The sequence below is a fragment of the Micromonospora sp. NPDC048830 genome, assembly GCF_043198215.1.
Taxonomy (GTDB): Bacteria; Actinomycetota; Actinomycetes; order Mycobacteriales; family Micromonosporaceae; genus Micromonospora.
Genome location: NZ_JBICUP010000010.1, coordinates 30,448 through 45,821, shown reverse-complemented (window position 1 = coordinate 45,821; position 15,374 = coordinate 30,448). Strand labels below are relative to the sequence as shown.

Annotated in this window: 3 protein-coding genes; all 3 read left to right on the top strand. The window is 75.9% G+C overall.

The features are described from left to right. Positions 1-131: 131 nt before the first annotated feature. The 3 genes from ACGFIZ_RS11760 to ACGFIZ_RS11750 all read left to right on the top strand — a co-directional run bounded on the left by ACGFIZ_RS11760 (position 132) and on the right by ACGFIZ_RS11750 (position 15,374). Entirely contained in the window at positions 132-6,302 is a 6,171-nt protein-coding gene (locus tag ACGFIZ_RS11760) for an amino acid adenylation domain-containing protein (RefSeq protein WP_393418336.1), read from the top strand. Between the two features lie 235 nt (positions 6,303-6,537). Beyond that, positions 6,538-14,190, top strand: a complete 7,653-nt coding sequence (locus ACGFIZ_RS11755; protein WP_393418334.1) for an amino acid adenylation domain-containing protein — start codon at positions 6,538-6,540, stop codon at positions 14,188-14,190. Next, a complete protein-coding gene (locus tag ACGFIZ_RS11750) occupies positions 14,187-15,374 on the top strand; it encodes an acyl-CoA dehydrogenase family protein (RefSeq protein WP_393418332.1) in 1,188 nt (395 codons plus the stop codon). Before ACGFIZ_RS11755 ends, ACGFIZ_RS11750 begins: the two co-directional genes overlap by 4 nt.

The window sequence follows — 15,374 nt, the reverse complement described above, 5'->3', positions numbered from 1 at the left end:
GGCGTTGGCACGGTGGGGGGAACCCCGCGAGATCACCACCGGTGCTCCGGCGCGACGCGCTCACCGTCGTCGAACTCGGCGCGGTGCCGGCGGGACCTCGCCGGCCCGACCGACTTCAGCCAGGAGCGCGCATGACCGACCGTGCCCTCGACGACGGCATCCAGGCGACCACCCTGCTCGACATCCTGCGGGACAACGCCGCGCGGGATCCCGGGGCGGTCGCCTTCGCGCATCTGACCTTCCCCGCCGGCACGGACACGTCCGACGGGCGCGGCGTCACGAGCGAGCTCACCCGCGCGGAGTACGACCGGCGCTCCGCCGCCCTCGCGGCCACCATCGCCCCGCACCTCGCCCCGGCCGGGCGGGTGCTGGTGCTGCTGGCCCCGGGCCTGGACTTCCTGGTCGGCCTCACCGGGGTGATGTACGCCGGCGCCGTCGCCGTCGCCTGCCCGCCGCCGGTGGACGGGGCGGGTGACCCGCGCACCGAGCGGGCGGTGCAGATCGCCGGCAACGCCGAGGTGACCGCCGTGGTGACCAGCGCCGAGCTGGTCGACCGGCTCGGTGAGCTGCGCGAGCGGCTCGGCGCCGACGTGCCGTGGTTCGCCGTCGACCGGGTCGACGAGGCCGCCGCCGACGGCTGGACCCCGCCCGAGCTGACCGGCGACGACCTGGCGCTGCTGCAATACACGTCCGGCTCCACCGGCGCGCCCAAGGGCGTCATGGTCAGCCACCGCAACCTGCTGCACCAGATCGCCCAGACGGTGGCCCTCGCCGGGCTGCCGGCCGGGGCGAACGTGGTCAGCTGGATCTCCCCGTACCACGCCCTCGGGGTGGCCGGGCACCTGCTGCTGGCCCAGTACCTCGGCGGTCGGGCGGTGTTCCTCACCCCGGAGGACTTCGTCGCCGACCCGCTGCGCTGGCTGCGCGCCATCTCCGACACCCCCGGCCCGATCTACGGCTGCGCCCCGAACTTCGCCTTCGAACGCTGCCTCGCCCAGGTGCCCGCCGAGCGGCGCACCGGCCTGGACCTCTCCGGCTGGCACACCACCTTCAACGCCGCCGAGCGGGTCCGGGCGGAGACCGTCCGCCGGTTCTGCGCGGAGTTCGCCCCGTACGGCTTCCGTCCCGAGACCATGTCGCCGGGCTTCGGCATGACCGAGGCGATGCTGTTCCTCACCGGCCGGCACGGCGATCCGGAGCCGCTGATCCTGCGCGTCGACGCCGCCGAGCTGGAGCAGGGCCGAGTGGTGGTCACCACCGACGGCGACGACCGCGCCCTCACCCTGGTCGGGGTGGGCCCGTACGGGCCGCACTGCGAGATCCTGGTGGTCGACCCGGCGACCCGCACCCCGGTCGACGACGACCGGGTCGGCGAGCTGTGGGTGCGCGGCGAGGTGGTCTGCCAGGGCTACTGGCAGCGCCCCGAGCTGTCGGCGGAGACCTTCGGCGCGCGGCTGGCCGACGGCACCGGCCCGTTCCTGCGTACGGGCGACCTGGGCTTCCGGCACGCCGGTGAGCTGGTGCTCTGCGGCCGGCTCAAGGAAATGATCATCATCCGGGGTCGCAACCTGTACCCGCAGGACGTCGAGATGACCTGCGAGCGGGTGCACCCGGCGCTCAAGGGCGCCCCGGCGGCGGCGTTCGCCGTCGACACCGAGGGCGAGGAGCGACTCGTCGTCGTGCAGTCCATCCCCGACACCGACGGGGTGGACCTCGACGACCTGGCCCGCCGGCTGCGCGCGGCGATCACCGGCGAGCACGAGGTCGAGGCGTACGAGGTGCTGCTCGTCGGCCCGGAGGGGGTCGCCAAGACCGTCAGCGGCAAGGTGCAGCGCGGCGCCTGCCGCGACCGGTACGTCGCCGGGGAGCTGAAGCCGCTGGCCACCGCCGGCCGCCCGGCGCCCGCCCCGGCCGGCCCGCAGCCCGCCGCCGCCCCGATGCGGGACATGCTGCTCGCCCTCGACGAGGCGCTGCGCGCCCCGGTGCTCGTCGCCGAGCTGCGCCGCCGCCTCGCCGGGATGCTCGGCACCACCGCCGACAAGGTGTCGCTGGACCTGCCGCTGGCCGGGCTGGGCCTGGAGTCGCTGCGCGCCATCGAGCTGCGCCGCGACCTGGAACGCGACCTCGGCGTGGGCATCCCGATCGCCGAGTTCATGCGCGGCACGGTGGCCGGCCTCGCCGGCGTGGTCACCAGCCAGCTCGACGCCGCGCCGGGCGGCCGGGACATCGCCTGGCGGCCCGTCGTCGCCGACCCGCAGCACCGGCACGAGCCGTTCCCGCTCACCGAGCAGCAGCACGCCTATTTCGTCGGTCGCAGCGCCGGCTACGACCTCGGCGAGGTGTCCATCCACATCTACGTGGAGATCGACGCCGCCGACCTGGACGTGCCCCGGCTCGCCCGCGCCCTCAACCAGCTCGTCGCCCGGCAGGAGATGCTGCGCGCGGTGGTCCGCGCCGACGGCACCCAGCAGATCCTCCCCGCCGACCAGGTGCCCCCGGTGGAGATCGCCTTCGCCGACCTGTCCGACGTGGACCCGGCCGAGCGGGAGGCCCAGCTCGCCAAGACCCGCGACGAGCTGAGCCACCAGGTCCTGCCGATGGACCACTTCCCGATGTTCGAGGTGCGGGCCAGCCGGCTGCCCGGCGGCACCACCCGCGTCCACGTCAGCCTCGACCTGCTCGTCGCGGACGTGGCCAGCGTCCGGCTGTTCTTCCTCGAATGGGGCGACCACTACGCCGACCCCAAGGCGCACCCCGACCCGCTGCCGGTGTCCTTCCGCGACTACGTGCTCGCCCTGGACCAGGTCACCGAGTCCGAGGCGTACCGGCGCTCCCGCGACTACTGGCTCGCCCGCATCGCGGACCTGCCGCCCGGCCCGGAGCTGCCGCTGGTGGCCGGCGCCGACGCCGACCGGCGCCGCCGGCGCCGCCGCTCGCGCCTGCTGGACGCCGACCGGTGGGCCCGGCTGCGCGCCCGCGCCGCCACGCGCGGGGTCACCCCGTCGGTGGTGCAGCTCGCCGCGTTCTCCGAGGTGCTCGGCCGGTACAGCCGCACCGGCCGGTTCACGGTCAACGTGCCGCTGTTCAACCGGATGCCGCTGCACCCGCGCATCGACGACATCATCGGCGACTTCACCGCGGTCACCCTGCTGGAGATCGACGTCACCCCGCGCGACGGGCTCGGCGGGCTGGCCGAGCGCATCCAGCGCCAGCTCTGGCAGGACCTGGAGCACCGGTACTTCTCCGGGGTGGAGGTGATGCGCGAGCTGAGCCGCCAGCGCGGCGTGCCGCCGGGCACCTTCGCCACCGTCGTCTTCGCCAGCGCCCGGGAGCAGGGCCGGGACCAGGAGGGCGGGCAGGGCGCGCTCGGCTCCGCCTGGCTCGGCGAGACCGTCTCGGTGATCTCGCAGACCCCGCAGGTGCTCTTCGACCACCAGGTGTACGAGGACCACGGCGCGCTGTCGTACCACTGGGACGTGGTCGAGGACCTGTTCCCCGACGACATGCTCGACGACCTGTTCGCCGCGTACACCGAGCTGCTGGAGCGGCTCGCCGACGGCGACGAGGCGTGGATGCCCGGCGCGCTGGCGCCGCTGCCGGCCGCGCAGCGGGAGCTGATCGCCGCCGCGAACGCCGACACCACGGAGATCCCCGACGAGCTGCTGTTCACCGCGATCGGCCGGCGGGCCGCCGCCGGCCCGGAGCGCGCCGCCGTGGTCGCCGCCGACGCCACCCTGACGTACGGGCAGCTGTGGCGGCGGGCCACCGCGCTGGGCTCGGCGCTGCGCGCCGACGGCGTACGCCCCAACCAGCTCGTGGCGGTGGCCGCCGACAAGAGCGCCGCGCAGATCGTCGGCGCGCTCGCCGTGCAGCTGGCCGGCGCGGCGTACCTGCCGATCGACCCGGACCTGCCGCCCGCCCGTCAGGACCACCAGCTGCGCCGCGCCGAGGTGGGCGTCGTGCTGGTCCGCGCCGGCGGCCCGAACCGGGACGACTGGCCCGAGGGCGTACGGGTGGTGCCGGTCGACGCCGCCGCCGACCCCGACGGCGACGTGGCGCCCCTGAAGCCCGCGCAGCGGCCGGAGGACCTGGCGTACGTGCTGTTCACCTCCGGCTCCACCGGCACCCCGAAGGGTGTCATGCTGTCTCACCGGGCCACCCTCACCACGATCGCCCAGGTCCGCGAGCGCTGCGCGGTCGGCCCGGACGACGTCGCCCTCGGCCTGTCCGCGCTCAGCTTCGACCTGTCGGTGTGGGACGTGTTCGGGGTGCTCGGCGCCGGGGCCACCCTCGTGCTGCCCGAGCCGGGCGCCACCCGCGACCCGGCCCGCTGGCTGGAGCTGATGGCGGCCCACCGGGTCACCACCTGGAACTCGGTGCCGGCGCTGGCCCAGATGCTCGTCGAGCAGGCCGAGCCGGACGGCGGCCACCCGGGGCTGGCCGGGCTGCGGCTGATGTGGCTCTCCGGGGACTGGATCCCGGTGACCCTGCCGGAGCGGGTCCGCGCGCTCGCCCCCGACGTGCGGTTCGTCGCCTCCGGCGGCCCCACCGAGACCGCCATCTGGTGTGTCGCGTACGACGTGGACGCCGTCGACCCGACCTGGGAGTCCATCCCGTACGGCCGGCCGCTGGCCAACCACCGCATCCACGTGCTCAACGATCGCATGCAGCCCTGCCCGGTCGGCGTGCCGGGCGAGATGTACATCGGCGGCGACGGCGTCGCCGACGGGTACTGGCGGGACCCGGAGCTGACCGCCGCCTCCTTCGTCACCCACCCGGAGACGGGGGAGCGGCTGTACCGCTCCGGCGACCTGGGCCGCTGGCTGCCCGACGGCCTCCTGCAGATCCTCGGCCGCGACGACTTCCAGGTGAAGATCGGCGGTTTCCGGATCGAGCTGGGCGAGGTCGAGGCCACCCTGGGCCGGCACCCGGAGGTCCGGGAGGCCGCCGTGCTGGCGGCCGGCCCGGACCGGCAGCGCCGCCGCCTGGTCGCCTTCGTGGTGCCCGAGGCGGGCGCGGCCGCCGGCTCCGGCGCGCCGGGTGCGGGCGGCCCCGCCGGTACCGACCTGGACCCGAAGGTGGCCGAGAAGAAGGTGCTCGGCGACGTGGAGGCCGACCCGGTGCGCCGGGCCGAGTTCACCCTGGCCCGCCGAAGCCTGCGCACCGACCTCACGGGCACCCCGGTCGACCTGCCGGCCACCCTCGACGACGCGGAGGCCGACGCGCTGTGGGCGCGCCGGGCCAGCCGGCGGACCTTCGCCGACCGGCCGGTGCCGCTGGCCGACCTGGCCCGGCTGCTGGAGTGCCTGCGCAGCCGCGACGGCGACGTGCTGCCCAAGTACCGGTACGCCTCGGCCGGCGCGCTCTACCCCGTGCAGACGTACGTGCACGTGCGGCCCGGCCGGGTCGAGGGCCTGGCCGGCGGCAGCTACTACCACGACCCGGTGGCCCACCGGCTGGTCCCGGTACGCCCCGACGCCGAGCTGGACCGGGCGGTGCACGTCTCCACCAACCAGCCGACCTTCGAGGGCAGCGCGTTCGGCATCTTCCTCGTCGCCCGGATGTCGGCGATCGAGCCCCTCTACGGCACCCGGGCGCTGCACTTCAGCCTCCTGGAGGCCGGCGAGATGAGCCAGCTGCTCGACGAGACGGCGCCCGGGCTCCAGCTCGGCCTGTGCCAGCTCGGCCTGATCGCCGACGAGGAGCCCGTACGCGACCTGCTCGCCCTGGCCCCCGACGACCGGCTGCTGCACGCCCTGCTCGGCGGCGTCCTCGATCCGACGCCCCGGGCGGCCGGCGGCGTTCCGCTGGCCGAGCGGCTGCGCGCCCACGCCGCGGCGGCCCTGCCGCACTACATGGTCCCGGCCAGCGTGGTCACTCTGGACCGGCTGCCGTTGACCGCCCGCGGCAAGGTCGACCGGGCCGCCCTGGAGAAGCTCGCCGACGCCGCAGAGGCGGGCCGCGACCGGGCGGCGGCGTACGCCGCGCCGGCGTCCGACGTGGAGCGCACCGCCACCGAGGTGTTCCAGCGGGTCCTCGGTGTCGACCGGATCGGCGTCGACGACCGGTTCTTCGACCTCGGCGCCGACTCGGTGACGATCGTGAAGATCTACCGCGAGCTGTGCGCCGCGCTGGAGCGCACGTTCCCGCTGATGCACATGTTCGAGCACCCGACGATCCGGCAGCTCGCCGCCGGCCTGGACGGCGGCGGGAGCGAGGACGACGCGGTCGACGAGGCGTTCCGCCGGGCCGCCGCCCGCCGTGGCCGCCGCGCGGGCCGCGACACGGAGGCGGTCCGGTGAGCGCGAGGAGTGCAGCGAAGCGGAGCCCCGCAGTCGCGAACGAAAGGCGGGCACCGGTGAGCGCGAGGAGTGCAGCGAAGCGGAGCCCCGCAGTCGCGAACGAAAGGCGGGCACCGGTGAGCGCGAGGAGTGCAGCGAAGCGGAGCCCCGCAGTCGCGAACGAAAGGCGGGCACCGGTGAGCGCGAGGAGTGCAGCGGAGCGGAGCCCCGCAGTCGCGAACGAAAGGCCGACCCGATGAGTAACGACATCGCCATCGTCGGGATGGCCGGGCGGTTCCCCGGCGCCCCCGACATCGGTGCCTTCTGGCGCAACCTGCGCGCCGGCGTCGAGTCCATCACGTACTGGGACGACGAGACGCTGCGCGCCGGGGGCGTCCCGGCGGAGACCCTCGCGGACCCCCGGTACGTGCGGGCGGCCTCGGTGCTCGCCGGGATCGAGGAGTTCGACGCGGCGTTCTTCGGCTACCACGCCCGCGAGGCGGCGCTGATCGACCCGCAGCAGCGGCTGTTCCTGGAGTGCTCCTGGCACGCCCTGGAGGACGCCGGGTACGCCCCCGGCGCGATCGACGGCACCGTCGGCGTGTACGCCGGCAGCGCCCTGTCGACGTACCTGCTGAACAACGTGCTCGCCGGGCGGGTCGCCGGCACCATCGGCGAGACCCTCGAACTGCTGATCACCAACGACAAGGACTACCTGCCCAACCGGGTCAGCTTCAAGCTCGGCCTGGGCGGGCCGGCGGTGGCCGTGCAGACGGCCTGCTCGTCGTCGCTGGTCGCGGTGCACACCGCCGTGCAGGCGCTGCTGGAGGGCGAGTGCGACGTCGCCCTCGCCGGCGCGTCGGCGGTCCGGCTGCCCCAGCCCAGCGGCTACCTGTGGGAGGAGGGGCTGATCTTCTCCCGGGACGGGCACTGCCGGCCGTTCGACGCCTCCGCCACCGGCACTGTGTTCGGCAGCGGCGTCGGCGTGGTGGTGCTCAAGCGGCTGGAGGACGCCCTCGCCGACGGCGACCACGTCGAGGCCGTCATCCGCGGCACCGCGGTCACCAACGACGGCTCGGCGAAGGTCGGCTACACCGCCCCCGGCGTGGACGGTCAGGCCCGCGCGGTCGCCACCGCCCTCGGCATCGCCGGGGTCGACCCGGCCACCGTCGGCGCGGTCGAGGCGCACGGCACCGGCACCCCGCTGGGCGACCCGATCGAGGTCACCGCGCTGAACAAGGTCTTCGCCTCCCGGGTGAGGACCCGCGGCGGGATCGCCCTGGGATCGGTCAAGTCGAACGTCGGGCACCTCGACGTCGCCGCCGGGGTGACCGGCCTGATCAAGGCGGTGCTCCAGCTCAAGCACCGGGAGTTGGTGCCCAGCCTGCACTTCGACAAGCCCAACCCCGAGATCGACTTCGACGCCTCCCCGTTCGCCGTCAACACCGAGCTGCGCGAGTGGACGGCCACCGACTCCCCGCGCCGCATCGGCGTCAGCTCGTTCGGCATGGGCGGCACCAACGCCCACGTCGTCCTGGAGGAGGCCCCGGCGCCCGCGCCGCTGCCGGCGCCGGCGCGCGCCGCGCAGGTGATCACCCTGTCGGCGCGTACCCCGGAGGCGCTGGACGCGGCGGGTGCCGCGCTCGCGGCGGCGCTGGCCGAGCCGGACGCCCCGCCGCTGCCCGACGTCGCCTGGACGCTGCACCGCGGCCGGGCCGCGGCCCGGCACCGCCGCACCGTGGTCGCCGCCGACGCCGCCGAGGCCGCCGCCGCGCTGGCCGACCCGGCCCGCACGGTCACCGGCACCGCCGTCGACCGGCCCCGGCTGGTCTTCCTCTTCCCCGGCCAGGGCAGCCAGTACCCGGGCATGGGAGCCGACCTGTACGCCACCGAGCCGGCGTTCCGGGAGGCCCTCGACGCGGTGGCGGACGACCTCGCCCCGCACCTGGGCCTGGACCTGCGCACCGTCCTCTTCCCTGAGGGCGGCGACCCGGACGAGGCGGCCCGCCGGCTGGAGTCCACCGACCTGGCCCAGCCGGCCCTGTTCGCCGTCGAGTACGCCACCGCCGCGCTGCTGCGCAGCCTCGGCGTCGCCCCCGACGCGATGATCGGCCACAGCGTCGGCGAGATCACCGCCGCCTGCCTCGCCGGCGTCCTCGACCGGGCCGACGCGGCCCGGATCGTCGCCACCCGGGGCCGGCTCATGGCCGCCATGCCGTCCGGCGCGATGCTGTCGGTCGCCCTCGGCGAGGACGACGCCCGCGAGGTGCTCACCCCGGCGCTGTCCCTGGCCGCCGCGAACGCCCCCGAGCTGTGCGTGGTCTCCGGCCCCCACGACGATGTCGCCGCCCTGGAACGCGTCCTCGCCGAGCGCGGGGTGCAGCACCGGCGGCTGCACACCTCGCACGCGTTCCACTCCGCGATGATGGAACCGGTCCTCGAACCGTTCGCCGCCGAGCTGGCCGGCACCCGGTTCGCCGCGCCCACCGTCCCCTTCGTGTCCAACCGCACGGGCGACTGGATCACCGACCGGGACGCCGCCGACCCGGCGTACTGGGCCGGGCACGTCCGCGACACGGTCCGCTTCGGCGCGGCCGTCGCCCTGGTCGCCGGCCCCGACGCGGTGCTGCTGGAGGTCGGCCCCGGAAAGACGCTCGGCACCCTGGCCCGGCAGGTCAGCCGCGAGGCCACCGTGCTGGCCAGCCTGCCCGCGCCCGGCGACCCGCCGGCCGGGCCGCACCCGGGCGCGACGCTGCTCGCCCGGCTCTGGGCGGCCGGCGTCGACGTCGACCTGAAGGCGGTGCAGGGCGGGCCCCGCCGGCGGGTGTCCCTGCCCGGCTACCCGTTCCAGCGCCGCCGCTACTGGATCACCCCGGACGCCGGCGCGGGCGCCGGCACCCTGGACCTCGCCGGTCTGGGCGGCGCCGACGAGCCCACCGCCGACTCCGCCGCCGCGCTGGACGGGCGGCCGAACGTGCAGACCCCGTACGTCGCCCCCCGCGACGACCGGGAACGCCTCGTCGCCGCCATCTGGCAGGACCTGCTCGGGGTGGCCCCGGTCGGCGTGGACGACAACTTCGTCGAGCTCGGCGGGCACTCCCTGCTCGCCACCCGCGTGGTGGCCCGGGTCAACGAGGCGTTCGGCGTCCGCATCGGGCTGCGCGAGATGCTCGCTTCCCCCACCGTCGCCGGGGTGGCGGCCCTCGTGGCCGCCGCCCGCACCGGCGAGGAGGACGCCGACGAACCGGACCCCGGCCTGCCGCTGGCCGACCCCGACCCGCAGCACCTGCACGAGCCGTTCCCGCTGGCCGAGATCCAGCAGGCGCAGTGGCTGGGCCGGCTCGGCAGCGTCGAGGGTGGCAACGTCGCCGCGCACGTCTACTGGGAGGTCGAGACCGGCGAGGTCGACCTCGCCGCGCTCACCGAGAGCTGGCGGGAGGTGATCCGCCGGCACGGCATGCTCCGCGCCGTCGTCGGCGACGACGGCCGCCAGCGCATCCTGCCCGACCCCGGCCCGTACGTCATCGAGGCCACCGACCTGCGCGACCGCCCCGCCGACGAGGTCGAGCGGGTCCTCGCCGAGCTGCGCGACACCCTGTCCCACCAGATGCGCCCCGTGGACGTGTGGCCGCTGTGGGACGTGCGGGCCACCCTGCTGCCCGGCGGCCGGACCCGGCTGCACCTCGGCTTCGACCTGATGATCGCCGACATCGGCAGCATCCGCCTGGTCTCGCGCGACTGGCGGCGCATCCACCAGGGCATCGGCGGCCTCGCCCCGCTCGACCTGTCCTACCGCGACTACGTGCTGGCGACCGAGGAGCTGCGCGGCAGCCCGCTGCACCAGCGCTCCCTGGAGTACTGGCGGGAGCGCATCGCCGAGCTGCCGCCCCGGCCCGACCTGCCCCTGGCGGTCGCGCCGGCCGCGGTCACCCGCCCCGAGCCGATCTCCTTCGACCTGGAGCTGGACAAGGCCACCTGGAAGCGGATCACCGACCGTGCCGGGGCGTACGGGCTCACGCCGTCGTCGGTGCTGCTCGCCGTCTACGCGTACGCCCTCGGCGCCTGGTGCCGCTCGGGCCGGTTCACCGTCAACATGACCGTCACCAACCGGCTGCCGGTGCACCCGCACGTCAGCGACCTGGTCGGCGAGTTCGCCTCGTTCGACCTGCTCCCGGTCGACCTGGTCGCGGCCGGCAGCGTCGAGCGGCTGGCCCGGCACCTGCAGGAGCAGAGCTGGCAGGACCTGGAGAACCGTTACGTCAGCGGCGTCGAGGTGCTGCGCGAGATGGCCCGGGCCCGCGGCGGCGCCGCCGGCGCGGTCATGCCGGTCGTGTTCACCAGCACCGTCGTGCAGGAGAGCGAGCCGGGCGACGAGACCTGGTTCGGCTGGCTCGGCGACATGGTCCACGAGGTCGCCCAGACCCCGCAGGTGTGGCTCGACTTCGCGCTGCTGGAGACCGCCGACGGGGTGCGGATGAGCTGGCACGGCGTGCGCCAGCTGTTCCCCGACGGGGTGCTCGACGAGATCTTCGCCGCGTTCAGCCGGCTCACCACCGCCCTCTCCGGGGACGAGTCCGCCTGGACCCGGGACCCGGGCGACCTGCGCCCGGCCGCCCAGCTCGAACTGGTCGCGGCGGCCAACGACACCGCCGGCCCGGCGGCCGAGGGCCTGCTGCACGGCCCGCTGGTGGAGTGGGCGGTACGCGATCCGAAGCGGCCCGCGGTGGTCTCGGCCGAGGGCACCGTCACCTACGGCCAGCTCTACCGGCACGCCTGCGCCATCGGCCGGCAGCTGCGCGAACTCGGGGTGCAACCGGGTGAGCTGGTCGCCGTCGCGGTGGACAAGTCGGCCAGCCAGATCGCCGCCGCGCTCGGCGTGCTGCTCTCCGGCGCGGCGTACCTGCCGGTCGACCCGGACCTGCCGGAGGAGCGGCAGGACCACCTGGTCACCTTCGGTGGCTGCCGGGCGGTGCTGGCCCGGGCCGGCGGCCCGCGGCGCAGTTGGCCGGAGGGGGTCACCGAGCTGGTCGTCGACCTCGACGCCACACTCAAGCGGGGTAGCGACAGGCCGCTGGAGCCGGTCGCCGGCCCCGACGACCTGGCGTACGTCATCTTCACCTCCGGCTCGACCGGCACGCCGAAGGGCGTGATGATCCGCCACCGGGCCGCCCGCAACACGATCGACGACGTGACGCAGCGCTGGTCGATCGGCCCGGACGACGCCGCGCTCGGCCTGTCCTCGCTCAGCTTCGACCTGTCCGTCTATGACGTGTTCGGGCTGCTCGGCGCCGGCGGCCGGCTGGTGCTGCCGAGGCACGGCAGCAACCGCGACCCGGGCCACTGGGTGGACCTGGTCACCGCGCACCGGGTCACCGTCTGGAACTCCGTGCCGGCGCTGGCCCAGATGCTCGCCGACCACGTCGCCGGCCACGGCCCGGCGGGTGCGCTGGACTCGCTGCGGCTGTTCCTGATGTCCGGCGACTGGATCCCCGTCGACCTGCCCGGCAGGCTGCGCGAGCTGGCCCCGTCCTGCCTGCCGGTCAGCCTCGGCGGCGCCACCGAGGCGTCGATCTGGTCGATCTGCCACGAGATCGGCGAGGTGGACCCGTCCTGGGAGTCCATCCCGTACGGGCGGGCCATGCGCAACCAGAGCTTCCACGTGCTCAACGACCGCTGGCAGGAGTGCCCGGTCTGGGTGACCGGCGAGCTGTTCATCGGCGGCGTGGGCCTGGCCGACGGGTACTGGCGCGACGAGGAGAAGACGATCGCCCGGTTCGTCACCCACCCGGTCACCGGGGAGCGGTTGTACCGCACCGGCGACCTGGGCCGGTGGCGGCCCGACGGCACGATCGAGTTCCTCGGCCGGGAGGACTTCCAGGTCAAGATCGGCGGCTACCGGATTGAGCTGGGTGAGATCGAGGCCGCCCTGGCCCGCCACCCCGGCGTCGCCGCGGCCGTGGCCGCCGCCCCCGGCGACCGGCACCACCGGCGGCTGGTCGCGTACGTGGTGCCCGCCGACCCGGACGCCGACCGGGACGCCCTCGTCGAGGCGGTACGCGAGGAGGCGGCCCAGACGCTGCCCTCGTACATGGTGCCGCAGTTCGTGCTGGCCCTGGACCGGCTGCCCCTGTCGGCCAACGGCAAGGTGGACCGGTCAGCCCTGCCCGACCCGGCCCGGCTGGCCGGCGAGCAGGCCCCGACCGGCGAGGCCGGCCCGACCGCGCTGCTGCTGGCCCGGCTGATCGGCGAGGTGCTGGGACAGCCCGACGTGGGACCGTTCGACAACTTCTTCGCCGTCGGCGGCGACTCCATCACCGGCATCCAGATCGTCGGCCGGGCCACCGCCGAGGGCATCGAGATCACCCCCGCCGACCTGTTCGCCCACCAGGTCGTCGCCGAGCTCGCCGCGGTCGCCGCCGCCCGCGCCACCGCCGCCGGGCGGGACGCCACGGGCGGCACCTTCCCGCTCACCCCGTGGCAGGCGGCGCTCGTCGGCCCGGACGGGCCGTCCCGTCCGCTGGGCGTGCAGGTGCTCGACCTGCCGGTGCCCGCCGGCGTCGACTCCGACGCCGCCGGCCGGGTGCTGGCCGCCCTGCTCGCCGCGCACCCCGCGCTGCGGCTGCGGTTGGTGCCCGGCGCGGACGGCTGGCGGCAGCGCGTCGGCGTCGAGGACGAGCCGTACGTGCCGCTGATCGACCTGGCGCCGCTGCCGGAGGCCCGGCGGGAGACCGCCCGCGCCCAGATGGTCGCGGACATCCGGGACGAACTGGACGCGGTCGGCGGGCCGCTGACCCGGGCCGCCCTGTTCGACCTCGGCGAGGGGCAGCGCCGCCTCGTCTGGCTGGTCGCCGACCTCGCCGTCGACGCCCGCTCCTGGCCGCCGCTCTACGCCGACCTACGTCGCGCCCTGGACACCGCCGCCGACGGCGCCGACCCGGAGCTGCCCGCCGCGCCGGTGCCGCTGGGCCGCTGGGCCGAACGCCTGGCCGCCGCCGACGCCGGTCCGGCCGCCACCGCCGAGTCCGGCGGCACGGCTACTGCCGACGACGGCACGCCCGTCGCCGCCGGTAGCGCGAACGGGGCAGCTCCACAGGGCGCCGACGAGGCCATCCCGGGCGGCGACGCCGACAGCGCGCCGCTTCCGCTCGGTCCCGCCGTGCCGGGCGCGCCCGCGTACCGGCGGGAGGTGCGGGTGCCGGCCACCCGGGCGGCGGCGCTGCTCGACGCGGCGTCGCGGGCGTACCGGCTGGCCGCCGACGAGGTGGTGCTCGCCGCGCTCGCCGCCGCGCTGCGCGCCACCGGCGCCGACCGGGCCACCGTGGACGTAGAGCACGACCTGCGCGCCGACGGGGTCGGCGACCTCGACGTCACGGGCGCGGTCGGCCCGTACGCCACGGTCGCCCCGCTGACCCTGGACCTCCCGGCGGACCTGGCGGAGCTGATCCCGGCCGTGAAGGACCATCACAGGGCCGCCGCGCGAACCGCCGCGACCCGGACGGACGCGAGGGGCGCCGCGCAGCTGCTGGTGCGGCACCTCGGCGACCTCAACGGGGCACCGGGAGCGGCCGGGGAGGCCGCGGGGGCGCCGCGGGCGTACGACGGGACGGGGCGCCGGCTGCTGGTCACCGGGCACCTCGCCGCCGGCGAGCTGGCGGTCGAGCTGTCCGCCCCGGCCGCCGGCCCGGCCGACGTCGCCACCCTGGACAACCTGGCCGAGGCGCTGACCGCCGCGCTGGACGAGTTGGCCGAGCACTGCGCCCGGCCGGGCGCCGGCGCGGTCAGCCCGAGCGACTTCCCGCTCGCCGGGCTCGGCCGCGACGACCTCGCGGCCTTCCTCACCGCCGTGACCCGGTCCGCGCGCGCCGGCGGGCCGGCGGCCGACGCCGACACCGAGGAGGCACCCCGATGACCATCGCCACCGACCCGGGGGTGCCGCAGCCGGTGACCTGGCTGCCGCCGGAGGACGCCAAGTGGCGCGACACCGTCCGCGGGTTCGCCGCCGAGGCCGTCGCGCCCCGCGTCCGCGCCATGGACGAGGCCGCCCGGATCGACCCCGACCTGGTCCGGGAGCTCTTCGCCGCCGGGCTGATGGGGGTGGAGGTCCCCGAGGTGTACGGCGGCGGGGGGCGGGACCTGTTCGCCACCGTGCTCACCATCGAGGAGATCGCCCGCGTCGACCCGGCCGTGGCCGTCCTCGTCGACGTGCAGAACGCCCTGGTCGCCAGCGCGCTGCTGCACCACGGCGACGGCGACGCCCGCCGCCGGCACCTGCCCCGGCTGGCCAACGGCACCGTCGGCGCGTACGCCATCAGCGAGCCCGAGGCCGGCAGCGACGCCTTCGCCAGCCGCACCACGGCCGTCGCCGACGGCGGCGGGTACGTCCTCAACGGGGCGAAGCGGTGGATCAGCAGCGCCGCGGAGGCCGGCCTGTTCATCGTCTTCGCCCGGCTCGCCGACGCGGGCCTGACCGCGTTCCTGGTCGACCGGGACACCCCCGGCCTGACCGTCGGGCCGCCGATCGCGAAGATGGGCATCAAGGCCAGCTCCACCTGCGACGTCGTCTTCGACGGGGTGCGGCTGGGCAGGCGCGACGTGCTCGGCCGCCCCGGCGGCGGTGAGCTGCTGGCGGTGGAGACGCTCAACGTCGGCAAGGTCGGCATCGCCGCCCAGCTCGTCGGCCTGGCCGACGGCGTGCTCGACGCGGCCACCGGGTACGCGGCCCGCCGCGAGCAGTTCGGCCAGCCGATCGCCGGGTTCCAGGGGGTGGCGTTCCCGCTGGCCCGCCTCGCCGCCGAACTCCAGGCCGCGCGGGCCCTGCTCTACGACACCACCCGGCTGCTGCAGCACGGCGGCACGCCGGCGCAGCGGCTGCGCGCCACCGCCATGGCCAAGTACGTCGCCTCGGAGGTGGCCGAGCGGGCCGCCGCCCTGGCAGTGGAGACGCTCGGCGCCAACGGCTTCGTCCCCGAGCACGGGGTGGAGAAGTTCTACCGGGACGCCAAAGTCGGCAAGATCTACGAGGGGACCTCCAACATGCAGTTCCGCACGATAGCCGCCACCCACGGCCGGGCCGCCGGCCCGACGGAGGGCTGA

Coding starts and splice junctions, on each gene's coding strand:
- ACGFIZ_RS11760 (WP_393418336.1), top strand. CDS start 132: ATGACCGACCGTGCCCTCGACGACGGCATCCAGGCGACCACCCTGCTC.
- ACGFIZ_RS11755 (WP_393418334.1), top strand. CDS start 6,538: ATGAGTAACGACATCGCCATCGTCGGGATGGCCGGGCGGTTCCCCGGC.
- ACGFIZ_RS11750 (WP_393418332.1), top strand. CDS start 14,187: ATGACCATCGCCACCGACCCGGGGGTGCCGCAGCCGGTGACCTGGCTG.